The sequence below is a fragment of the Heyndrickxia sp. NPDC080065 genome (assembly GCF_050281185.1).
Taxonomy (GTDB): Bacteria; Bacillota; Bacilli; order Bacillales; family Bacillaceae_C; genus Heyndrickxia.
The window spans coordinates 220,515-244,675 of the sequence record NZ_JBNNWS010000009.1 but is presented as its reverse complement, the minus strand read 5'-3'; the positions used below and the strand labels follow the sequence as shown (position 1 = coordinate 244,675).

Genomic DNA, 24,161 nt, shown 5'->3' with positions numbered 1-24,161 from the left:
CCATTCGGTTTTTAGTGGCACTCCGTATCCGACCTCACTCTCATCCCACCCCTAAAGGGGGTGCTAATGCACCGTAGTGGGCTTTCACGTTCGGGAAATCTGTAAAATGGAAATACTCCAAATGCATTTACCTGATTTCTATTACTTTCGTATTGCTATATTACCCGAAACGAGTAATCCAGTGACTACAAACACCGTTGCTGTCATATTCAATATAGTAATAGATTCATTTAAAAAAATAGAAGCTAATACATATCCAAAAATTGGTGTCATAAATAACCAATTGTTTGCCCTTACCGCATCCTGTTTTAAAAGGTAAAACCAAAGCAACATGGTTCCAATAGAAATAACGAATACAAGCCAGACTAATGATAAAAATAAATGATGATCTAATATTAAAAAGGTATTTTCTCTTTCAAGAATAAAGGTGATTGGGATTAACACCACACCACCTATTGACACTTGCCATGTATTAATAACAATACTCGGCAGCTTTAAATTAACTTTATTAAAATAGACACTTCCAACCGCCATCGCTACCATTCCTATTCCTAAAATAACCAGTCCATATAAAGTAACCTCATCGCTTGTAAAAGATGGCCAAATTGCAATTACTAATCCTAAAGCTGCAACAATCATTCCTATCCATTCCTTTAATGAAACCTTACGTATTAACCATATACTAGACAGAATAGCAACCACAAATGGATTAGTCGTAACAAACAAATTAAATAGGCCTGCCGATACATAATTCAGCGCCCAAAAGGTTGCACCTAAATAAATGGTTGTGTTTAATAGCCCTAAAACAATTAGTGACCGCCATTCCTGTGATTTTGGCCAAGGATATTTTTTATGAAACAAGTAAATAAAACAAAATAGCAACCCTCCAGCAATCAGAAATCTGCTGGTAGCCAATACTAGAGGAGTAGTAGAGTGTAATCCTAACTTTGTGGCTATCGCTGCAGATGACCATAAAAGTGTAAAAAATAAACCCAATACTGTTTTCATCATTTTGCTCCTTAATATGTTTTAATAAAAAAACTGTGACAAAACATAATCACAGTTATCAGAAGTATTGGATATCCATATTTAATTTTACATACTTGGAATGATAGATTTTGACTAAAAATCAGAAGCTTTTATCCAAATATCATTTATTCGAACGACTCTTCGTAGCACCCGAAAAACGAAATAACCTAAATCACCCCAAGATACAAATGATGCTAAAAATCATCATGATAATGGCATCCATTGACATCAAAATCACTCCCTTTATCGGTTTAACATGATTGTAATGGATTTAATTATTCCGTTTTTACCGATTTATAGGGAGTATTTTTCTAAAATCCTGTTTTTTCTCGGAATTGTCTAGGGGATATTCCCTCATATTTTTGGAACAAACGCGTTAAGGAGGATTGATGTTCAAATCCAACTTGAATGGCAATGTGTAAAATAGGTAAATCTGTATTAAGAAGCAATTCTTTTGCTTTATTCAAACGTACTTCCTGAATATATGTTGAAGGGGATTTTCCTGTTTGTTTTAAAAACCAATCCGAATAATATGAACGATTATAATGTTCTAGTGATGCTAATTTTTGTAATGAGATTTTTTCATTATAATGTTCATGAATATAACTAATTGATCTAGGTTGTTGGTCTTGAAGTAAATAAAATGATATATATGGATATAGTTCCTTAAGCGCAGTTTGATTTCTATGTTTTTGATTGATCTCATTTAGGATTAGATATCGAATACCTTTCCATTGATTATTTAATTTCCATGAATATCCCCTATTACCTAACACATTTCTGGTAAGCATAAAATGAGGAATATCTAAAATCAAAAACTCATTCCGCACAACTGAATGAAACGTATGGGCACACTTCGGAGGAAGAAAAAATAATGTTTCATGATCCACTAGAAGTTCTTGTGCTCCTGCATTAATAAAAAGTTGTCCTTGGAGAGGCAAAATTAACTGTGCATAACTATGAGAATGAGTATCTTGAGTATTACTATAAGTTCTTCTTTCTGCCACTAGATCTTTAATCTTTTCCATTTTCTATTCCTCCATCCCCTAAAAATTTCACACTCTTTATAGCTTACAAATTCTTTTATTTCAAATCAAAATATTTAATTAACCGCTACAATAACTTAGATAACTGTACTCCAAGCTTGCTGCTCTTTGTCGTTAATGATATAGATCTCATAAAATCAATAATTGGTAAGCAAGAAAGTTGAAGATGACTTATATTCTTAGCGACAATCTCAGGTACAATGGTTATTCCCATCCCAGACATCACATATCCGTAGATAAAATCTCCAAAAGCAACCTCATTGATAATGTTAGGCTTGTGTCCAAGCAATTCCATTTGTGAAATAATGTGCTTTCTCGAATCACATGGAGCTTGATGCACAATGAGTGATTCCTCGCATAGTTCTTCCAGCTTCACTGCTTTTTTTGATCGAAAGCGATGATTTATGGGAAATACCGCATAATACGATTCTGTAAATAATTCACTACTCCACAATGTTTCTTCTGTATACTGCGTGTCAACAAAGACCGCTTCCAGCCTTCCTTCTAGTAAAGAGTCAATGAGCTCCCCAGATGTATTCTGAATCATTAAAGTATGGGGACGATTTAATTCTTGTAGAGCTTGGGTTTTCGATGGCAAATAGTAGGTGGCTATACTCGGAAGACTTCCTATCGCGATCGGATGATTATGGCAAAATTGACGTAATTCTTGACGAATTGCAGTAAATTCAGAGATAACAGGTACAATTCGAGAATAGAAACGTTCCCCTGCTTCAGTAAGTTCAATCCCCGTAGACGTACGAAAAAACAAAGTGACATCTAGCTCATTTTCCAGATTGCGAATATGCTTACTTAGAGCTGGCTGGGATAAATTAATCGCTTTTGAGGCTTTAGAAAAGCTTTTAAACCTTGCTGCTTCTACAAAGCTATTTAACCACTCTATATTCATACCTTTCATTCTCCTTCGTCATAACGATTTGTTATATCCATATAAAACAATGATTATTCCGAAATCCATTTATATTTGATACTTTATTTACTAGTTAGACCTTCTCATTATCATAACATAAAGTTATAAGCATATTAATAAAAGGAGGATTATGATGAAGAATGTTCTACTTCTTACGATAGGCATGTTTGCTCTTGGGTTTGATGCTTATGTTATCGCAGGCTTGCTGCCTGAAATTAGCGAAGCTTTTAACATAAATGATTCACAAGCAGGACAAGTAGTGAGTGTATTCACTCTTTGCTATGCATTAGCAGCCCCAATCTTTGCAGCATTGTTAGCTGGCAAATCTATTCGAAAAATACTAGTTATTGCGCTAGCAATATTTTCGATAGCTAATGGAGCAAGTGCACTCGTTCCTAATTTTCCTTTGTTACTAATCACACGTGGAATAGCAGGAATAGGAGCTGGGCTTTTTTCTCCATTAGCCTCTGTTGCCGCATCATCCCTTGTTTCCGAACAAAAACGCGGTCGCGCTCTCGGTTTGATCCTAGGAGGGATGAGTATGGGGACTGTTGTTGGGGTTCCCCTCGGTTTAATGATCGCTAAATATACAGGCTGGCAGGGAACTTTTTGGTCAGTCGCACTAATTGGTTTTATTGGCATGATAGGGGTGGCTATATCATTTCCTAACTTTTCTACGAAAGCTCCGCCATCACTAAGACAACGATTAGTAATGATGACAAATAAGCATGTGCTAGCCATTATTAGTATTACTTTTTTAGCTAGCATTGCTAGTCTAGGTCTTTATACGTATATCGCTTCAATTTTACAAAATGTTAAAGGAGTCAATCATATCACACCATATTTTTGGGCATGGGGAATTGGTGGAATTGTAGGAAGCTTTTCAATCGGCACTCTCATTGATCGAACGAGACGTCCTGCCATTCTTTTAGCTGGTATTCTAGTGATATTGTCATTAGCTATGCTTAGTTTACCATTTACTCTTAGATTTCCTATTTTAATGTTTTTACCTATTTTTCTATGGGGAGCGATGGGATGGGCTTCGCAAGCACCCCAACAACTTGCCTTGCTACACTCACAGCCAAACCATGGTGAAGCAGCTGTTGCATTAAACAGCTCGGCAAATTATTTAGGCAGTGCAGTGGGCTCAGCGGTTGGAGGGTTTGCTCTCTATTTGGGTTTAAAGCCATCACAACTCCCCTTCGCTGCTGGTTCACTTATACTTGTAGCCTTTCTAGTGCAGCTAATTATCATTTATACAACGAATAGGAACTTTAATAAATGATAGAAATTTAGTTGATGCAACTGATTTATTCTAAAAATTAATACAATTAATTGACAATCCTAACACTTATTTATACGATGGTTTAATGGAAAAAAATATGTGTGAAATGGGGTGTGTCTATTGAATATTAAAGTTGTCGATTATGATCAAAATTGGAAAATCGGATATGAAAAAGAAGAACAGTCCATTAAGTCAATCCTTCAAGAAGAATGGGTGAATAGTTTTCATATTGGCAGTACATCAGTTCCTGGTCTTAGAGCAAAACCAATCATTGATATTTTACTTGTAGTCAATGATATTCATAAGCTGGACTCGTTCTCCAAACAATTTCAAGATCTTGGCTATGAGGTTATGGGGGAATTCGGGATTACTGGAAGAAGGTATTTCCGTAAAGGTGGAGATAATCGTACCCACCAAATTCATGCTTTTCAATATAACAACATAGAAGAAATTGAAAGACACTTAGCATTCAGAGATTACCTTCGTGAACATCCAGATGTTTGCAAGGAGTATGGGGATTTAAAAAGCAAACTTGCTGAAAAGTATCCAAATGATATTGATGGATATGGAGATGGGAAGGACGCTTTTGTCAAAAGTGTTGAAAAAGAAGCGATTAAATGGCACTGGACTGTCCGTTAATAGTTTCAATGAAAGAAGCCAATATTAATGAAAAAAACCTTCTTGCACCTTATTCAATAAGGTACAAGAAGGTAATCTAGGTTTCATTTTTAATAGATTCCACATTAACTTAGTAATTTTCCGTCTCGAAGTGTTAAAATCCGATCACATACATCTAGCATTTTTTCATCATGGGTAATCATAATGGCTGCTTTTCGGCTTTTCTTTACCTCATGCTTCATCATTTCGACTACTTCTCTAGCACGTTTCGAATCCAGACTTGCAGTAGGCTCATCGGCTAAAATTAAATCTGGATTATTCATAAAAGCACGAGCAATTGCTACACGTTGTTTTTCACCGCCGGAAAGTTGTCTCGGATAGTGATTGATTCGATGAGATAATCCGAATGTTTTCAGCAAGTCACTTGCATATTTATTTGCTTCCTTTTTATTTTCACCTTTTAACTTTGCTATATATATGAGTTGTTCTTTAACTGTTAAGAACGGTACGAGATTTGCAAATTGAAATATAAATCCAATCCGCTTCAAACGAATATCTGTCATTTCTTTTTCTGATAAGCTTGTTATGTTTTGACCAGAAACATAGATATTTCCTTTGGAGGGTGATAAAAGTGCACCTGCAATGGAAAGTAACGTACTTTTTCCTGACCCAGATGGACCAACAATCCCAATAAATTCTCCTTCTGTTACATCTAACGTAATTGGGTGTAAAGCGGTTACTGCCGTATCTCCTTCTCCATATACCTTACTTACTTGTTCAAGCTTTAATAAAGACGTCGCACGACTTTCCTTCAATTCTTTTGACATTGTCATCGTCATTGTCATTACATGCCACCTCCGATTGCTTCTAATGCATCTACTTTTAATACTTGATATAGAGAAATTAGTGTTCCCACCAAACTAATCACGATAAAAATACCTGCATATTGTACGACCATAGTTGTTGTTAATAAAAACGGCATACTAGCTGGCAAAATAGCTTGAACAGCAAAGATTAAACCAATACCGATTACCAATGCAACACCAGATAAGAATAAAGCCTGAACAACTAAATTATTTGCTAAATAAGAATTTTTCGTTCCAATTGCTTTTAATACTCCTAATTGCTGCGTCTTTTGTAAGGTAATAACATAAAAGAAAACACCAATTAATAAGGCAGCAATAACAAGTAAGAACGCAATAATCATTGTTAATGTTCCTTGTTCTTCTTTATATCCTGGAATACTTTGCAATACTTCTTTTTTATCAACAACTTTTGCATTGTTGATTTTTTTATCAGTATTTAAGGCGATCACACTGTAATTTTTTTCATGTGGCAGTGCAATACTTCCCCATACATTTTCATTTATAAAAACAACTGGTGTATGACTAAACATTTGATTTTGCGTAAAACCAACGATTTTAAATACTTTATTGAAAACAGGGTCTACAATTTCATCACCAAGAGCTATCCCTTTTTCTTTAATGGACTCATCAGCAATCATTTCATTGTCTTTTAAATCACTTGTTTTTCCTTCAATAACTTTTGGAGCAATAAATGAATGTTGTCTACTTGAAAAAATAGCAATATCCACTTTCTTTGAACTTCCTTTTTTTTCGAATGTTGACATCTTAATATGCATTGGAACAGCATCTTTTTCGTCTACTTGTGCCAATACCTTATCAACATCTTTTTTCTTTATTTGAGAACGTAATAATTTTCCTTCGGCATCACCGGATAATACAAATTTCTCTGCTTTCATTTCAATAATAGAAGAAGCATTATCATGAGATAAACCATTTGCTAGGCCTGATATTATAAGTACAAGGAATGATAATAAAATCATAATTGTACCGATCAATCCGTATCGTAATTTTGATTGCTTTAATTCTTTAAGTGCTAAAAACATGAAGCCCATTCCTCCTTGTTTCTATTTATGCTCTAATCATAAGGAGGAAATATGAACGCTGTATGAACAATAGATTACAATTGGTAAATGGGCAATCTGTTATCTCTAAATTGTTCAAATTGCGCAAAGGAATTAAAAACAACTATCTCGAAGTATTACTTATCACAAAATAGGAGCGATCGATTTCAATGGATTTAAATCAACGAAAGGTTTGGAATGAAAACCATAAGTTACTAAAAGAAATCATCTTAAAACCCGACGAACATTCTCGAGCTATTCAATTATTTCTTTCTCAACATGCCTTGCTGTACTCTTCCGCTATTGAGAATACAGGGAAGCTGACACTTGCAGATAAATTGTTGATTAATTTGGATGAAAAAACATTTAGAGAGTACCCAGTAACGAACCCTGATACACAAAACTCGATTGCATGGCACTTATGGCATATTGCCAGAATTGAAGATATGACCATGAATATTTTAGTTGCTGATGAACAACAAGTTCTTTTTACAGGAAAGTGGCTAGAAAAAATGAATATTGAATTTTCCCACTCTGGTAATGACATGAGCGAAGAGGACATTGCCGAACTAAGTTCTAGAATTGATTTTGACTCATTATTAGCTTATAGAGAAGCTGTTAGCAGGCAAACACAAAAAGTCGTATCTTCCTTGGAACTTGGACAATTTAAGAAAAAGGTTGAACAAAACCAAATCAAACGACTGTTTGATGAAAATGCTATTACGCAAAATGCTAAGTGGTTAGCAGAATACTGGAGCAAAAAAAGCATTGCCGGACTAATTCTAATGCCTGCAACAAGGCACAATTTTTTACACTTGAATAAATGTATACGCATAAAGAACAAAATTTATAAGCAGATGAAGAATTCAATCAAATGATGGGCTTGAATCAAAAAGTTATTAGCCAGCCGGTGCGTTAACCCAAGAGGGATTAATGCACTTTTTTGTTAAAGCTTTTTATTGAGCAAAAAGAGAAAATGAATTCAAGAAGTTTTTTTCTATTGACTTACCGTATACAATTGTATACGATTTAAATATAAAATTCACGTATACAATTGTATACAAGAATTTTTTCTAATGAGAAACAAAGGATATAAAAGGAATAATTAAGGAAAGAGGTATAGAAAGAGGTAAGAAGAAAGATTAGAAATAGAGGAAATTCCTTTATTAGCTAATAAAGACTCTTTAAACAATGAGAAAGGAATTGAATAATATGAAACTAATTAACAGTTATATCGATTCAGTATTTCATAATAATGATGCTCTTCTGGAGGAAGTCATTTCGTCCATTAAAGAAAACGGAATGCCCTCCATATCAGTATCTCCGTCCTCTGGAAAACTTTTAACCATGCTTATATCAATTTCAGGGGCTAAAAACATTCTGGAAATAGGAGCTCTTGGGGGCAATAGCGGGATTTGCCTTGCTAGAGGATTCGGTAGTGAAGGAAAATTAACTTCCCTTGAATTAATGGAGAATTACGCAAAGCTAGCACATAGTAATTTATCTAAAGCTGGTTTTGGCAATCAAGTATCATATATTACCGGGCCGGCTCTGCAAAGCCTTGAAAAACTAGTTAACGACAATAAACAATTTGATTTTTTCTTTATCGATGCTGACAAAGAAAATTATGAAAATTACCTAAGATATTGTATTAAACTGGCAGTACCCGGTGCCTTAATAGTTACTGATAACGTACTTGCGGGTGGTAGTGTTGCAGACCAGAATGCTACACCTAAACGGCATACTGAAATAATGAAAAAATTCAATGAAACTGTGGCCAATCATCCTCAATTAGAATCCCTGCTTATTCCAATCGGCGATGGCATGACCATTTCAAAAGTGAAGAAATAAAAGAAGACATCAGGTAAAATTAATCTCCTTCTAAAAAATTTACAATCGCATCACGAGGAAAAAAGGACAGTACATGGTTTCTTTGATAAACTCATAAACTTAAACTTACGATGGCGTTTCTATAAATACAGGAGCGCCTTTTACTAAAGTTCCAAGATAGTTTAAGAATGATTAAACAATACATAATTAACAGGGAAAATAACCAGATTTATAGAAGTAGTTAAACAAATAAACATTATTCATCTGGAGGTATTACTTTGTTTCTTAAATTTAATAGGAAAGAACATTTTTCCCCGATTTTAGATCACGTTTTAAACACATTCAACCAAGTAGGCTGCTCTGGAGGTTCTATTTTTGTCATTCATAATGATTCAATTGTATTAGAAGAGTATATAGGAAAACAATCTAATAATGTTGATGCTAGGGTTGTCCAAGAAGATACTCAGTTCCATGTAGCATCCGTAAGAAAAAGTTATATTGGATTTGCTGTGGCGTATGCTGTCTTCAATGGTTACATTCAAAGTATAGATGACTTGGTATTAAAATATCTGCCGGAACGAGATGAGAAAGTTTGGAAGAACACAACAATTAGACATTTATTAACACATACACACGGTCTTAGTCAAAAAGATGGTACGGTAATTCGGGAATATCCTGTTGGAGAAAATTGGACATATAGACAAGTTGGAATAAATGCATTAACTGAAATTGTTAAACGAACTACTAAAAAAACAATTTCTGATATTGTACATGAGCAAGTCTTCACTCCACTAGGTTTTACTGAGTCGGACTGGTATGCTAAAAAAAATGAAAAGCTGGTTGATGTAATTTTTTGTAATAGTGGGGATTCAAATTGGAATACAAGTAAAAGCACAGAAGGCGACAAAATGAATATGTATATTTCAGCACGTGAACTAGCTTTTTGGGGCTATTTACATCTAAAAGAAGGGAACATTAATGGCAAACAGGTTGTTCCAAAGGAAATTATACAAATGGCTACTTCGATTCAAAGCCCACCAAGTTTAGATAAAAATCTTCCACAAAACGGTTTTCTATGGTTTGCAAAAGGTTCATCTTCTAAGAGAACAGAGATAGGTGAAAAAGTACCTAAAGGTTCTTACCAGATACTTGGCTATACAGGTGTTACCTTACTAGTGATTCCACAGGAAAATCTAGTTGCGGTTAGAATGTTTAATAGTTTTGGATCACCTGATGGATATGATTATTTACATGATGTAAGAACATTTGGAGATACTGTAATGAGTTGTTTAGAAAGAGAATCAGATAACAAGAAATCTATACCACCGAATTACTAACAAAGATTACAACGATTCAAATGAAATTAGCTAATGCGGCTGAAAAATTATATAAATTACGTATTTAGTCAGAGAGTTTCACACTATGTCTTATTTCTTTAGTGTTGAAACTCTCTTTACTTTTTTTCTTATTAAAGCAAAGGCGTAGATTAGATGAAAAAAGATGAAAAAGGAATTTGACAGCATGCTGAAGAATAAGTAAATAAACAGTAGAAGGAGCAATTAATATTGAACATAAACATCATAAGAGAATTAAATAATGACCACAAAAGCCACATTAATAATCAATTATTCAAGTACAATTTAGCACATTTTCCAGAAGATTTAAGAGGAAGATACCAAGAAATTCATTTATTTCTTAAAGATGAAAAAAACAATGTTAAAGGCGGTTTATTAGGAGAAATTTGTTGGAATTGGTTAGAGATTCATACTCTTATAGTTGATGAAGATATACGAAAAGAGGGATATGGAACCAAGCTTCTATTGGAAATAGATAGGATAGCTTTAGATAATAAATGTGACTTTATAAAGGTGGATACTTTAAGCTTCCAAGCATTGGACTTTTATAAAAAACACGGTTATCAATTGTTTGGAACTCTAGATAATGTTGGAAGAGATTATCAGCACTACTATTTAAAAAAGGATTTAAGTGCTAATTAGAATATTGCTGTACCAATTTTTATAAAATAGATTGGAGTAAATCAGAGTCTGTTTAAAGATAGTATCAAAGAAAGAGATAACTTTTTAGAAACAAAAACTAATTTGAAAAATTTAATTAAAGAGTTATCTTGAGCTTACGAGGACTTATGTCCAACATAACTTACTCCAAAATGATAAACTTTTTTATAAACAATAAAGGCACAACTAACAAGCTGTGCCTTCTTTCACACAAAGAGCATGCTTCTAATCCTTAGGAAGGATGGTTTGTGCAATTTTATTATCTAGCTTTTCGAATTCGAAATATTGTATCGTGCTATAAAGCTCTTTCCTTGTTTGCATGGCGTCTACTGATTTTTTTTGAGTTCCATCTGTTAATATATTTGTAAATACTTGCTCAATCGCTTTGGCGGCGACCCTAAGAGATGTTACTGGATATATGACCATATTGTAGCCGAAATGTTCGAATTCCTCAGCGGTGTAGTAAGGGGTTTTGCCGAACTCCGTCATATTTGCTATTAATGGAACATGGAGGGAATCTCTCACCTTAGCAAACTCCTCTACAGTTGTTAATGCTTCTGGGAATATGGCATCAGCTCCCGCTTCAATATAAGCGTTTGCTCTCTCAACTAGATGATCAACGCCCTCAACAGATGCTGCATCACTTCGAGCAATGATTACTAAAGATGGAGCCACTTCTCTGATGATTCTAATCTTTTGAATCATTTCCTCAGTACTAACTAATTTCTTTCCATTCAGATGACCGCATTTTTTGGGTAATTCCTGGTCTTCAATTTGAACGGCTGCAACCTTTGATTCTACCATTTCTCTTGCTGTACGAGCAGTATTTAAAATTCCTCCAAATCCAGTATCTATATCAACAAGAAGAGGCATATTAGCAGCACGAATAATATCTTTTGCACGTAAAGCTATTTCCTCAGAGTGAATCATTCCCAAGTCAGGAAGACCTCTGCTGGCGGTATATGCTGCCCCTGATAAATATAGCACCTCAAATCCTACATTTTTTGCAATAAGAGCACTTAACCCATCATAGGCACCAGGTATTTGCAAAATAGAAGGTTCAAACATTTTTTTCCTAAATTGTTCAGCGAGCTCTTCCTGGCTTGACTCTTTATCTATTATCCAAGACATAAATATCCCTTCTTTCGACGCTGAATACATTAATTAGATCATCAATTTACTCATAAAATCATCCACATGGCATTCATTTAAAACAGCAGAATCCATACATACCCTCATTATTTCTTGAACTTGTTTTTCAGGAAAGCGTGTTTCTAAGTTGGCTTGAAATTTCTTCACAAGCAATGGTATACCTTCATCCCTGCGGAAAGGATGTCCAATTGGATAGTGACATTCGATTTTGTCACTAGTAGTTCCATCTTTAAAATAAATTTGAACAGCATTAGCGATGGAACGAAGATCTGGATTTAAATAATCGATACTGTATTGTTTATTTTCAATAATCTCCATTCTTTCTCGTAAACGATCGATTCGCTGATCCTGAGCCACATCGTCCTCATAGTGATCGGCATTGATCGTCCCATATATGAGCCCAATTGCCGTAATATATTGAAGACAATGATCACGATCAGGAGGATTATGTAGTGGTCCTTTTTTATCTAAAATTCGAACCGCCGATTCTTGAGTGTCAATCACAATTTTATCGATATCCTCAAGACGCTCGGTCACGATTGGATGCAATTGAACCGCACATTCAGCAGCTGTTTGAGCATGAAATTCTGCAGGGTAAGAGATTTTAAACAATATATTCTCAATAACATAAGAATCGAGTTGGCGGCTTAGTGTAATTTCCTTGCCGCCAAACAACACATCCTGAAATCCCCATTTAAGAGCAGATAGTGCGGTTGAATAACCCATTTCTCCCTTTAAGGCCATTATGGCTAAACGGACTCCTCTACTCGTGGCATCCCCAGCAGCCCATGATTTCCTTGACCCTGTATTCGGAAAATGACGATATGTACGCAGGCTGGAATTGTCAATCCAAGCATTAGAAACGGCGTTCATAATTTCTTCCTTTGTTCCACCAAGCATTCCCGTTACAACAGCCGTTGTTGCGACTTTTACAAATAAGACATGATCTAGTCCTTGACGATTTAAACTGTTCGTTAATGCCAATACCCCTTGTATTTCGTGAGCCTTGACGATTGCTACCAGTACATCTTTCATCTTTAAAGCTTGATTCTGACTTCGACAAAGATAATCTGCTGCTGCTAATATACCCCCGATATTATCTGAAGGGTGTCCCCACTCAGCAGCTAACCATGTATCATTATAATCAAGCCATCTGATCATACACCCGATATTGAAGGCCCCGTGAACGGGGTCCAATTCGAATTGAGTTCCTGGTACACGACTTCCATTTGGCACGATGGTTCCGGAAACAATCGGGCCAAGATGTTTCGTACATTCAGGATATCTTAATGCTAAAAATCCACATCCAAGCGTATCCATTAAGACATATCTAGCTGTCTCTAAAGCTAATTCACTTGTAATTTCCTTATTTAAAACATAGTCAGCAATGGTCTCAATAATCGGATCAACGTTTTTTGCCTCTACTGATTTTAATTGCTTCATTGTCAACATTCCTTCCTACTAAGACATTCCATCAATTAAGCACTTTGCTGTGGAGAATAGTTATCTTTCTTTTTCTTTTTCAGCGATTTAAAAATCGGCAATAGAAATACTAAAAATGCAATGATTAGGAGCACACAGGAAATTGGATTGGTAAAAAAGATGGCCAGACTTCCATTAGATATCGTTAAGGATTGTCGGAATGACTGTTCCATCATTCCACCTAAAATAAATGCTAATAGTAATGGTGCGGCAGGAAAATTGAGTAATCTCATGACATATCCAATTAATCCAAACAGCAATAATAAAAACATATCAAAAGTATTAAAACTGACTCCATAGACCCCGATTAAGCAAAATACAATCACTAAAGGAGTAAGCATAGGACGAGGAACTTTTAAGATTTTAGATATATACGGGATTAATGGTAAATTCAATATTAAAAGAAATATATTCCCGATATACATACTAATAATTACTCCCCAAAACACATCCGGGTGATCACCAATTAGCAATGGTCCTGGCTGTACTCCTAATACCATTAATGCTCCTAACATGACGGCCGTTGTTCCTGAACCAGGTATACCTAAACTGAGCAATGGAACAAATGCCCCGCCAGAGGCAGCATTGTTAGCTGATTCGGGTGCAGCAATCCCTTTCACTGCCCCTTTTCCAAATTGTTCAGGGTTCTTACTCATCTTTTTTTCTGAAACATACGCAAGCAAAGAGGCGATGGTCCCTCCTGCTCCTGGTAAAACTCCAATGAGGAAGCCTAGTAATGATTGTTTCCCTGCTGTCGTAGACATTTCTCGAAATTCTTTTTTTGATAACCGCAAACTACCAATTTTATTCGTATTAGCACCTTTTTCCTTTCGAGTAATAATTAATGAACACACTTCTGCCAGTGCAAACAGCCCAAGCGCAATGACGAGGAAATCAATCCCTTCTAATAGGTGTGCACTGCCGAATGTGAACCTTGGTGTACCGGTTTGAGCATCAATCCCAACTGTTGCAATCATAAACCCAATGGTAGCTGAGATTAATGCCTTTATCGTTGACCCTTCAGCTAAACTTGACACAGCTGTTAATCCCATCAGCATTAAAGCAAAATAAGCAGGTGGTCCAAATGAAATAGCAACATTTGCAAGGGTCGGTGCTAAAAGGGTAAGCAATATAACACTGATCGTTCCTCCAATAAAGGACGATATCGCAGCAATCGCTAATGCCTTTCCAGCCTTCCCCTGCTTGGCCATCGGATAACCGTCAAAGCTCGTAGCTACTGCTTCAGAGGTACCCGGTGCATTTAATAGGATCGAGGAGGCAGCCCCACCATATGCCGCACCATAATAAACTCCAGCCATTAATAATAAAGCCAGGGCCGGTGACATTCCATAAGTAATCGGAATCATAACCGCAATAGCTGTAATAGGACCTAGACCAGGTATCATGCCAATAACCGTCCCGACGATAACTCCGATTAAGACAAACAGGATTCCTTGAAAACTGAAAACAACTTGGAGTCCTGATAGAATTCCTTCAAACATGATTCATTGCTCCTTTCTAAAAAGGCAAAATTCCACTTGGTAGTTGAACTTGCAAAAATGCTGTAAATAATAAATAAATAGCTATTGGCAGAACGAGCGAAACGATGCTATTCGATAAAAAATGTTTATATCCGAGATACCATGAGCAAAAAAAGATAAAAAGCGCTGTTACAATAATAAATCCAAGCAATTCCAGAAAAAGAATATAAAACAGAATAAAGCCTATCACGACTAGAATAGGAACTAAGTCCTCTTTGCTTACTTTGGCTATTTTCCCAGAATCCTTAATAAAAAATAAACCGATCGATAATACCAATAAAATAAACCCTAATGCAATCGGAACGACATCAGAATCAACTGGCACATATGCATAAGAAGGCAATCGAAAACTAAGAATTAAATAAATGACAGATACCACAATTAAAACAAGTGAAACCTTTTTGTTTTTTGTGTTTAACATGAAGAGCACCACCTTTGATAGAATGAGCCGATGAAAAACACATCGGCCCATGTAAATTTACTATTTTGCTAGACCAAGTTCGTCTAATAATTCCTTCATACTTTTGTTTTCTTCTTCCAAAAACTTTTGATAGTCGTCGCTGCCCATATATTTCTCATCCCAGCCGTATTTTTTCCTAATTTCTGCCCATGGAGAAGAATCACTTAACTCTTTAAATTTTTTCTCATAATAGCTTATAGCAGCTTTGTCCATATCTGAAGGTCCAAAAATTCCTCTCCAGTTAACGAAAGTGGCGTCAATTCCTTGTTCCTTCGCTGTTGGGAAATCCGAAATGACATCCCCTTCAAGCCTTTGTTCTGAAGTAATTCCTAATACTTTGATCTTCCCTGCCTTAACCTGTTCAGCAGTCTCAGCCACTCCTGCTGAAAAAACTTGTGCATTCCCATTTAATAAGGAAGTTAATGCTCCACCATCTTGGTCAGATACATACTTAATCTTCGTAATATCTACTCCAGCAGCTTTCGCAATTTTTACAAATTGAATATGATCCATGCTGCCAGGAGAAGAAGCACCTATCACCGTTATACTTGATGGATCTTTCTTCATATCATCAAATAGGTCATTTAAACTATTCCATTTGGAATCTGCTCTTACGGCAAATGCTGCATAATCAGCAATCAAATTGGCAATTGGTGTAAAATCTTTGTAATCATATTCTGATTGACCATTTAATGGTACAAGCAGCATCGGAGGTGAAGTGACAAATAAGTTATAAGGACTTCCCTTTTTTGAATGGATGTACGCCCAACCAACAGCTCCCCCTCCGCCGGTTTTATTAACAACTCCCATTTTTTGATCAATAATTTTCTCCTCACCTAAAACTTTCGCGGCCATTCTAGCAGTCGTATCCCATCCCCCTCCAGCACCACTAGGAGCGACAATTTCAATTGTTTTTTCCGGCTTCCAGTCCTTTCCTCCATTTGAGGATGAAGTATTACTTGAACAAGCAGATGTAAGAACCATAAAAATTGCTAATGTAACAACAAACATAATTCTTTTTCTCATTTTTCTAATCTCCCCCTTCAAAGCTTAAAAAAATAATATTAAAGAATGAGTAGTTTGTAACCGTTTACAAAATAAATTAAAAATAAAAAAATTGTGAACATTTCGTTCATAATGTTCACAATCAATGGGAAAATAAGTATAAATAAATTTATTATTTGGATAATCGATATTTTCTTTCAGGTCTTCCAACAATTCCGTATTCTAATTCGGCATTTCCTTCACCAATCGATATTAAATACTCTAAATACCGGCGAGCAGTTGGTCTGGATGCCCCCATTTTTTCACCCAATTCTTCTGCAGATACACCATTTGGCAAAGCTTTTAAAATTACTTTAACTTTTTGCAATGTTAAGGGATCGATTCCTTTCGGTAAATTTTTGTTTAAATTAGTTCGTTCAGCTGTTAAACCAAAATATGTATCGATTATATCTTGATTTAATTCTTCAGAATCAGAGAATAATTGGTGTTTTCTTTTATAGCTTTCAATTGATTGACGAAATCTTTCCATCGTTGCAGGCTTAATAATATAATCAATGGCACCTTGCCTTATAGATGCTTCGACATACATTTTTTCTGATGCCGCAGATATAATGATCACATCTACATGTGGGTAATCTTTGCGAATTTCATATAATAGATCTGTTCCTAATTGGTCAGGCATAAAAATATCTAATATCACTAAATCAACTTGATTATTTTTAAGTAAGATAAGGGTTTGCTCTCCATTTAATGCTTTTCCAACGACACAAACATCCTCTATTTTATTTAGAAACTGCTCATGGATCGATGCCACTCTAAAGTCATCTTCTGAAATGATTACATTGATCATGTAGATCCTCCTCATATTTATTATGCTTAGGTATAAAAATTGAAAATATTGTTCCGCCGCACTTTTTCTCTTGTATTTCGATCGTTCCATGTAGTTCATCTACTACTTCTTTTACTATACTCAATCCATATCCTCGTTTTTTTCCTGTTTTTGTTGTATATCCTTTTTGAAAAATTTGATTCATAGCTTCAACTCTAATTCCACATCCAGTATCGACAATTTCAAATACAATATCATTTCCTACATCTGTTGCAAAAAAGGTGATCTCTTTTTTCATGCTATTTGAAACCGCCTCAAAGGCATTATCAATGATATTTCCAAGAATAGATATTAATTGGGAAAGACCAATTCGTGTTGGCAATGGTTGTAATTCACTCGATTGATCAATCGTAAATTTCACTTTCATTTCTGAGGCTTTTCCCATTTTTCCAATGAGAATAGCTTGAATCTTATGATCAACAATCTGTTGGAACAATATTTGATTTTGATTCTTATGAATGGCAGCTTCGGATTGAATAAAAGATAAAGCTTCATCAAATTGTTTTAACTGAAGCATTCCAGACAGAACATAGAGCTTATTCGCAAATTCATGTGTTTGCGCCCTTAAATCCTCTGAATACTTCCTAACCTCTGTGAGGGTATCTAGCATTGCCTTGATTTCCGTTTTATCACGAAAACTCGCTACAACACCGACAATTTTATCTTTATTCATAATCGGAATCCGATTGACAATCACATTTTTCTCATTCAAGACCATTTCTTTATCATTTTCTTGGATTCCCGTTTCTAGTACCCTATGCATTTTGGTATTTGGTACAATGGCTTCAATCGGAATATGCAATGATTCATTTTCTATGTCTAGAATCCTTCGAGCAGAACCATTCATCATCGTTATGTATCCCTTTGCATCTACAGCAACAATTCCTTCTTTAACCGTTTGTAAAATGGCACTCCTTTCTCGATATAAGGAGGCAATTTCATGAGGTTCTAAGCCAAGAATGTCCTTTCGGATATTTCGCGCTAACAGGACACCGCCCAAAATCCCTAGTAATAAGACAGCTAGAGAAATCATACATATTTTAAATAATCTTTTTCCTATTACTCTATTAACAACTGCTTCCAAAAATCCTACTGAAACAATCCCAATAATTTCTCCATTATCATTAAAGATAGGTGCTTTCCCCCTAATAGATGGTCCTAACGAGCCCACCGCTTCCGAAATATAGTACTTACCTTTTTTTAATGCCAGATCATTATCTCCACCGACCATTTTTTTGCCAATCTTTTTTTCGTCTGGGTGGGAATACCGTATACTGTCCGTATTTCCCACCACAATAAATTCCGCTCCAACCTCTTCAGAAATCTTTTTTGTAATTGGTTGAATGACGGTTGAGGGATTTTCTAATGTAAACGCATCCTTAACGGATGGCATTAATGAAATTGTGGTCGCTACCTGCTTAGCCAGCTGTCCTATATGCTTCTCCGTATTATCCGATTCAATATATCCGTAAAATACAGTCAAAATGAGGATTACAAATAATAAAAGTGTCGTAATTAAAGTGACTATTTTTGTTTGAAGCGATACAGAAATACTTTTACTCATCCTATCCCCTACTTCTCAAAAAATGTTTATTTATTATTGTAAATCGTAGGGAGATAAGATTCTATCTTTATGTTTCATAATTCTAAAAATTCTATTTAATGATAACTGAAATTAACTAATTACACACAATCTAATTCTTTAATATTTCCAGCAAAAAATAATGCTGCCACTATAAAGGGCAGCAGTATTATAAAAAACTATAATTTAATTGAGAAAACTGAAAAAACCTTCCTAATTTCTCTTAAGTATTCTATATCAAGTACCACAAAAGGTTCGGTACGGAATTGTTGACGTAGGCACTGTGGAATACTCAGCATGTTCGTCGGAGTGTACGTAAGGGTTAGCAAGCACATTCAAAAGCTTTTCCATCACGCTTAGGTCTCCATGTTCCACTGCTGCTTCTAGCGCCTCTTCTACTCGGTGGTTCCGTGGGATTACCGCAGGATTGCTGTTTTGCATCAACTCTTGAGAGGAGCTTTTCGATTCCTGCTGTCTATCTAATCTCGTAAGCCAAAGCTTATGCCACTGAGCGAATTCTTGGGTTCCAAATAGGTCTATATCATCCAGTTTTTCAGAAGTTAACGTACGGAAAGTATTGGTATAGTCCGCCCGATGCTCCCTCATCACCTTGAGGAGGCTATTAATAAGGACTTCATCCTCTTTTTCTTCGTTAAATATCCCAAGCTTTGCTCTCATACCCGCAAGCCAATGGGAGTGATACAAATGATTGTATTCTGAAATTTGTTTCTGTGCTATTTCTACAGCCCGTTCCGCATTATCATCTAACAGCGGTATTAAAGATTCAGCAAATCTCGCAAGATTCCACCCAGCCATATACGGCTGATTCCCGTAGGAATAGCGGCCTTGAACATCGATGGAACTAAATACGGTAGCTGGGTCGTATGCGTCCATAAAAGCGCACGGGCCATAATCGATGGTTTCTCCACTAATAGTCATATTATCGGTATTCATCACCCCGTGAATAAAGCCAACCAATTGCCATTTGGCAATAAGCTCTGCTTGACGCTTGATTACTTCCCGAAGTAACGAAAGATATCGATTTTCATCAGCTTTTATCTCTGGATAATGACGCTCTATTGTGTAGTCAGCCAAGATCCGCAATTCCTCAACTGTTCCCCATTGTGCCACATATTGAAAGGTACCGACGCGCAGATGACTTGCTGCCACACGGGTCAAAATTGCACCAGGCAGCTCGGTTTCACGGAGTATTGACTCGCCAGTTGTCACTACTGCTAGACTACGGGTGGTGGGAATCCTAAGGGCATGCATCGCTTCACTAATGATGTATTCACGTAACATTGGCCCGAGAGCCGCTCGACCATCCCCTCCGCGAGAGTAAGGCGTTCTGCCTGGACCTTTAAGCTGAATATCAAACCTCTCACCTTGTGGAGAAATCTGTTCGCCCAGCAGCACAGCTCGGCCGTCCCCTAACCTATTAAAATGACCAAATTGATGCCCCGCATAAGCTTGAGCAAGAGGCGAAGCTCCTTCGGGTATCTTATTTCCAGCAAGCACCGCTACACTATCTACGCTTTGCAGAGACTGAGCATTCAGACCGATCGATGCTGCCAATTGATTATTAAGAATGATTAACTTCGGTGAGCATACAGGAGTTGGGTTAACGCTGGCAAAAAACGATTTCGGCAGACGAGCATAACTATTGTCAAAGTTCCACCCTGTTTCATTACTCTTTGTCATAATTTCTCCTTTTCTTTTTTCTTTATATTATAAAACAAAAATCAATAAACATTTTATTTTAGTTATCTACATCTAATACAAAACCATACAATCCCATTTTATTCTACTAATTCATAATAATTTTAACTAACAACCCTTCCCCTACATATTATTAACTGAAACGGCATCTTGTGTAAGACGCAGGATTCCGTTTTAGCCCTGGACTGGTTCTTGCCGAAAAACACCAAAACAATTCAACCTAATGATAAATTTCGCTATAATTATAAATTAAAGGGGGTGTTTACAGTTGGATAATCACCTAAGATTGTCTGGTACTTCTTTCACTCATGCAAAGCCTATTATTGGAAAGGCGGTACTTTGCATGGGGCGAAACATTTAATTTTATCGCCAAACAAGCTTTTCTAATATTTGGCTTTGTACCTTATTTTTTTCAAAATCAAAATAAGGGGCGAGCGAAATTGAAATATATTAACGCAAGCAAAGTTTTACCTGAAAAGCTAATCATGGAAATCCAAAAGTATGTCCAGGGGGAAACCCTTTACATCCCCAAACTGGAAACTGAGTATCGGAAATGGGGAACCTCAAGCGGCGGGAGAAGGATGCTTGATCGACGTAATGCCGCTATTAGAAATTCTTTTATTAGCGGAAACAGTATCCAGCAACTAGCTGAGGAATATTTCTTATCAACCGAAACCATTAAGAAAATAGTTTATTCAAATAAAAAGTAGGTGAACAGTACTGGTGAAAATTTCATCAGTGCTTCTTTATGTAAGGCTGTTTTCGTAAAGTTTGTTGCTTTTTAGTGATATTTTATTAACAATCTGAGTTGATTGTAGCGGAGGGCACTTGACTCCTGCGGGAAAAAGAGGGAAGTGGGAGACCCCGCAGGCGGTAACGCCGAGGAGGCTCCCATCCCTCCCCGCGGAAAGCAAGTGTCTGGAGCGGAAATCAACGGACTAAGTTTATTGTCTAAAAACAACAATTTATACGAAAAGAGCCTTATGTAAAAAACGTTTCTAAGTCATTTTCTCCATTTTCGAAGCTTGCTGTATTTTTTAAAATAATGGTATAGAGGCGTCCGCAAGAAGATTGGAGAGATACGTGATGACCGAAAAATTCATTAAAAATGAACAGCTAAATTTTATAAAAAAACAGATTGCTTTAATTAAGGACAGCACCAAAAAGAATGTAGCCCCATCCGTTTTGGCTGCTGTGATCGACTTAGCCAATGCCAAAATATTGGACCTCTTTCCAAATGCAGCTTTGGATCAACAAGAAATGCTGGATCTTTCTGGACTGAAAACAGATCACGAGTATGAGCTATATATCGAGCGTCTTACAGCCTTTTTGCTGCCCTTTCCAAGAATCACCGAGCAGCAACTGAAAAAAATGTTTCCGAAGAATAAAAAATTAAAGCTGCCCGATATTTCAAAAATAAACCACAGCCAGCTGACCTATTTAAGCTGGAACGATCTAGGCTCTAATAAAAAATTTATTGTATATGAGCTGGACGGAAAAATGGTCGGTATTGAATGTAAATTTACACCTGCAAGTAAAAATAATATTTGTTCCTTCTGTAATAGCTTTGGCAAGGTTGCCTATTTTACTACCGTAACAAAAGCGAAAAAATCTAAAAACCCGGATTATTACAAGGCTATCGGCAATTTTATATGCGTCGATAGCAGCGAATGCAATAAAAAAATAACCAATATCGAATATTTAACAACTTTTCTAAACGACTCACTAGGAATGTGAAAACTTCACATGGTGCCTGACACCATTGTGAAGTTTTCACATTTTTTATTCTATATTTTTTAGTAAAACAATATTTATGGCACTCCTTGGATACTCTAAATGAGGCTTTCTAATTCAGTAAGTTTTATTTTTATATAATATGAAGTGGCTATTTTTATGATGCTGCTTACTCAACATTTCTTAAAGGTTATACTATTGATATTTAACACCCCCAGTTAAGTACCGTTCATTTTCCTTTTTTATGAAAGTAATTCAAAATGGTGATTCCAAGGATGTATGATACACAAATGGATATAATCATCTCAATCACGAATACTGCCACCATCGAAAACCATCTCCCCATAGGTTTATACATCATATTTCGGTAAAAAAATGTTCGCTTATTCTAATTTATGTTGTCAAAATAGCAACGTATGTTGAATTTTTTTCAATAATTTAATTTATTTATGCACTTTTTTCAACACCCAGAAATAAAATAGGTACGTATCTAAAAACTTGTATGGGAGTGAAGAGTGTTGAGTGAAGTAGATTCAGGGTTAGCTTCATCAGTAAAAAGTCAAATGGATGATAGTATTTCCTTTAAAGAGAAGATGACAAAGGGCAGGTCAGGATTTAAAAGAAGATTATGGCTGTTTTGGGCACTATTAGGACCAGGAATCATTTCCTCGCTGTCCAACAATGATGCCGGTGGAATGATTAGTTATACGATGACAGGAGCCATGTTTGGCATAAGCTTTTTTCTTCCACTGTTATTCCTGCTCGCACCGATTGACTATAACATGCAAGAAATGTCAATGCGACTAGGCGCTGTAACCAAAATCGAATATAGGGAACTGCTTCTTCGCAATTTCGGCAAGTTTTGGCATTGGACCAGTGTGGCGGCACTTGCACTTGCGAACCTGATGTACATTGTAACCGAGTTTGTAGGAATGACGGCTGGACTGACATTGATGGGACTGCCGCTATGGGTAGCTGATGTCATCAGTTTCGCCTTCGTATGTTGTATTTTGCTTTGTATGGGATATTGGTCAAAAGAACGATTAGGGATATTAGTCGGGGCAGTCAATATCGTATTCATCATTGTTGCCTTTTTATCCCAACCCGATCCGGCTGAAATTGGTAAAGTATTTACCAGTTGGCCGAGTATATCATGGGATCTAAACGAAAATGGGGCATTGGTGTTCATCCTTGCAACAATCGGAAATGCAATTGCACCATTTATGTTGTATTACAACAATAACACGACTCTAGATAAAGGTTTAACGCGTAAGGATTTGCGGTTAGGACGTATCGACATTGGAATTGGTTCTCTATTGCAGCCGATTTTTGCTGCGTGCGTCATGATCGCCGGTGCTGCACTCTATGGACAGGTGGCTAATCTCGATGAGTCCAATCCAGCAGATTTAATTACTGCATTTGTGCCGGTTACTGGCAACTTAGGCAGCGTTTTGTTTGCTTTAGGATTATTTAATGCCGGTTGGCTTGCTGCCATCACGATCTCCTTTTCGTCATCCTATACTGTTGCCGGAGCCTTTGGTTGGAAGAGGAGTCAAAACCACAAAATTTCGGAAGCGCCGAAATTCTATGCTTTCTATTTTGGCTGTCTGCTAGTTGGAGCTGTCGTTATTCTAATCCCTAACTTGCCGTTAAGTATGCTGGCCGTTTTTACTCAAATTTTTGCGATTATGTTGTTTGTTCCAGATTTAATCTTTTTAGTTCTGCTTACCAACAATCGAAAGCTTATGGGGAAATACGCTAACTCCCCGTGGAAACGGACCTTCGGATGGGGAATGGTATTGCTTTATGGGGCTGTTTCGGTCATAACGATAATTTTAACAATAAATGGTACAATGTCCCCGTGATGCAATATATAGAGGAACAAGGGGTAGTGATAGATTTAACAATGTAGGCTTACA

At 36.3% G+C, this 24,161-nt stretch carries 22 protein-coding genes; 9 read left to right on the top strand and 13 right to left on the bottom strand.

The genetic code is table 11. The features are described 5' to 3' along the window. Positions 1 to 141 precede the first annotated feature (141 nt). From ACQKP0_RS13120 to ACQKP0_RS13110, 3 genes are all read right to left on the bottom strand, one after another. Positions 142 to 1,008: a DMT family transporter gene (locus ACQKP0_RS13120; protein ID WP_427406296.1), complete on the bottom strand. Its 867-nt coding sequence runs from the start codon at positions 1,006 to 1,008 to the stop codon at positions 142 to 144. A 332-nt stretch (positions 1,009 to 1,340) separates the two neighbouring features. Then, positions 1,341 to 2,057, bottom strand: coding sequence for an AraC family transcriptional regulator (locus ACQKP0_RS13115; RefSeq protein ID WP_427406295.1), 717 nt, complete (start codon positions 2,055 to 2,057; stop codon positions 1,341 to 1,343). A gap of 85 nt (positions 2,058 to 2,142) precedes the next feature. Next, positions 2,143 to 2,982 (bottom strand): LysR family transcriptional regulator, encoded by an 840-nt coding sequence (locus ACQKP0_RS13110; protein WP_427406294.1) that lies wholly within the window; start codon positions 2,980 to 2,982, stop codon positions 2,143 to 2,145. Between the two features lie 154 nt (positions 2,983 to 3,136). Here ACQKP0_RS13110 and ACQKP0_RS13105 point away from each other — a divergent pair, with 154 nt between their 5' ends. Together ACQKP0_RS13105 and ACQKP0_RS13100 are read left to right on the top strand one after the other, a co-directional pair. Then, positions 3,137 to 4,288: an MFS transporter gene (locus ACQKP0_RS13105; protein ID WP_427406293.1), complete on the top strand. Its 1,152-nt coding sequence runs from the start codon at positions 3,137 to 3,139 to the stop codon at positions 4,286 to 4,288. A gap of 120 nt (positions 4,289 to 4,408) precedes the next feature. After that, positions 4,409 to 4,927, top strand: a complete 519-nt coding sequence (locus tag ACQKP0_RS13100) for a GrpB family protein (protein WP_427406292.1) — start codon at positions 4,409 to 4,411, stop codon at positions 4,925 to 4,927. A 104-nt stretch (positions 4,928 to 5,031) separates the two neighbouring features. On the opposite strand, the gene ACQKP0_RS13095 is transcribed toward ACQKP0_RS13100, so the two are convergent. Then, the gene (locus tag ACQKP0_RS13095) at positions 5,032 to 5,733 is read right to left on the bottom strand and encodes an ABC transporter ATP-binding protein (RefSeq protein ID WP_427406309.1); all 702 of its coding nucleotides are present in this window, start codon (positions 5,731 to 5,733) and stop codon (positions 5,032 to 5,034) included. 17 nt (positions 5,734 to 5,750) lie between these two features. Next, on the bottom strand, positions 5,751 to 6,815 hold the full coding sequence (locus tag ACQKP0_RS13090; RefSeq protein WP_427406291.1) for an ABC transporter permease: 1,065 nt from the start codon (positions 6,813 to 6,815) through the stop codon (positions 5,751 to 5,753). Between the two features lie 188 nt (positions 6,816 to 7,003). On the opposite strand from ACQKP0_RS13090, the gene ACQKP0_RS13085 reads away from it, so the two are divergent. The 4 genes from ACQKP0_RS13085 (at position 7,004) to ACQKP0_RS13070 (ending at position 10,660) form a co-directional block, all read left to right on the top strand. Next, a complete protein-coding gene (locus ACQKP0_RS13085; RefSeq protein ID WP_427406290.1) occupies positions 7,004 to 7,711 on the top strand; it encodes a DinB family protein in 708 nt (235 codons plus the stop codon). A 334-nt stretch (positions 7,712 to 8,045) separates the two neighbouring features. Next, positions 8,046 to 8,684: an O-methyltransferase gene (locus ACQKP0_RS13080; protein ID WP_427406308.1), complete on the top strand. Its 639-nt coding sequence runs from the start codon at positions 8,046 to 8,048 to the stop codon at positions 8,682 to 8,684. Between the two features lie 257 nt (positions 8,685 to 8,941). Further along, positions 8,942 to 10,000 (top strand): serine hydrolase domain-containing protein, encoded by a 1,059-nt coding sequence (locus ACQKP0_RS13075; protein WP_427406289.1) that lies wholly within the window; start codon positions 8,942 to 8,944, stop codon positions 9,998 to 10,000. A 228-nt stretch (positions 10,001 to 10,228) separates the two neighbouring features. Continuing rightward, positions 10,229 to 10,660 carry a GNAT family N-acetyltransferase gene (locus tag ACQKP0_RS13070; RefSeq protein ID WP_427406288.1) on the top strand — a complete coding sequence of 144 codons (432 nt, stop codon included), beginning with the start codon at positions 10,229 to 10,231 and terminating at the stop codon, positions 10,658 to 10,660. Between the two features lie 243 nt (positions 10,661 to 10,903). Here the strand turns inward: ACQKP0_RS13070 and prpB are convergent, their stop codons facing one another. The 8 genes from prpB to ACQKP0_RS13030 form a co-directional block, all read right to left on the bottom strand. Further along, a complete protein-coding gene (gene prpB, locus ACQKP0_RS13065) occupies positions 10,904 to 11,809 on the bottom strand; it encodes a methylisocitrate lyase (protein WP_427406287.1) in 906 nt (301 codons plus the stop codon). Between the two features lie 33 nt (positions 11,810 to 11,842). Further along, positions 11,843 to 13,273 (bottom strand): bifunctional 2-methylcitrate dehydratase/aconitate hydratase, encoded by a 1,431-nt coding sequence (locus tag ACQKP0_RS13060; RefSeq protein WP_427406286.1) that lies wholly within the window; start codon positions 13,271 to 13,273, stop codon positions 11,843 to 11,845. 35 nt (positions 13,274 to 13,308) lie between these two features. Then, the gene (locus ACQKP0_RS13055; protein WP_427406285.1) at positions 13,309 to 14,814 is read right to left on the bottom strand and encodes a tripartite tricarboxylate transporter permease; all 1,506 of its coding nucleotides are present in this window, start codon (positions 14,812 to 14,814) and stop codon (positions 13,309 to 13,311) included. Positions 14,815 to 14,830: 16 nt separating this feature from the next. Then, positions 14,831 to 15,274 (bottom strand): tripartite tricarboxylate transporter TctB family protein, encoded by a 444-nt coding sequence (locus ACQKP0_RS13050; protein WP_427406284.1) that lies wholly within the window; start codon positions 15,272 to 15,274, stop codon positions 14,831 to 14,833. 60 nt (positions 15,275 to 15,334) lie between these two features. After that, positions 15,335 to 16,339 carry a tripartite tricarboxylate transporter substrate binding protein gene (locus ACQKP0_RS13045; RefSeq protein ID WP_427406283.1) on the bottom strand — a complete coding sequence of 335 codons (1,005 nt, stop codon included), beginning with the start codon at positions 16,337 to 16,339 and terminating at the stop codon, positions 15,335 to 15,337. A gap of 151 nt (positions 16,340 to 16,490) precedes the next feature. Then, entirely contained in the window at positions 16,491 to 17,168 is a 678-nt protein-coding gene (locus ACQKP0_RS13040; RefSeq protein ID WP_427406282.1) for a response regulator, read from the bottom strand. Then, complete coding sequence (locus ACQKP0_RS13035) at positions 17,140 to 18,771, bottom strand: ATP-binding protein (protein ID WP_427406281.1); 1,632 nt, start codon at positions 18,769 to 18,771, stop codon at positions 17,140 to 17,142. Before ACQKP0_RS13035 ends, ACQKP0_RS13040 begins: the two co-directional genes overlap by 29 nt. A gap of 255 nt (positions 18,772 to 19,026) precedes the next feature. Then, positions 19,027 to 20,490 (bottom strand): protein adenylyltransferase SelO, encoded by a 1,464-nt coding sequence (locus tag ACQKP0_RS13030; protein ID WP_427406280.1) that lies wholly within the window; start codon positions 20,488 to 20,490, stop codon positions 19,027 to 19,029. A 458-nt stretch (positions 20,491 to 20,948) separates the two neighbouring features. Here ACQKP0_RS13030 and ACQKP0_RS13025 point away from each other — a divergent pair, with 458 nt between their 5' ends. The 3 genes from ACQKP0_RS13025 (at position 20,949) to ACQKP0_RS13015 (ending at position 24,107) form a co-directional block, all read left to right on the top strand. Continuing rightward, on the top strand, positions 20,949 to 21,218 hold the full coding sequence (locus tag ACQKP0_RS13025) for a CD3324 family protein (protein ID WP_427406279.1): 270 nt from the start codon (positions 20,949 to 20,951) through the stop codon (positions 21,216 to 21,218). Between the two features lie 376 nt (positions 21,219 to 21,594). Next, a complete protein-coding gene (locus ACQKP0_RS13020) occupies positions 21,595 to 22,245 on the top strand; it encodes a FusB/FusC family EF-G-binding protein (RefSeq protein WP_427406278.1) in 651 nt (216 codons plus the stop codon). Between the two features lie 560 nt (positions 22,246 to 22,805). Then, positions 22,806 to 24,107 (top strand): NRAMP family divalent metal transporter, encoded by a 1,302-nt coding sequence (locus tag ACQKP0_RS13015; protein WP_427406307.1) that lies wholly within the window; start codon positions 22,806 to 22,808, stop codon positions 24,105 to 24,107. The last annotated feature ends 54 nt before the right edge of the window (positions 24,108 to 24,161 follow it).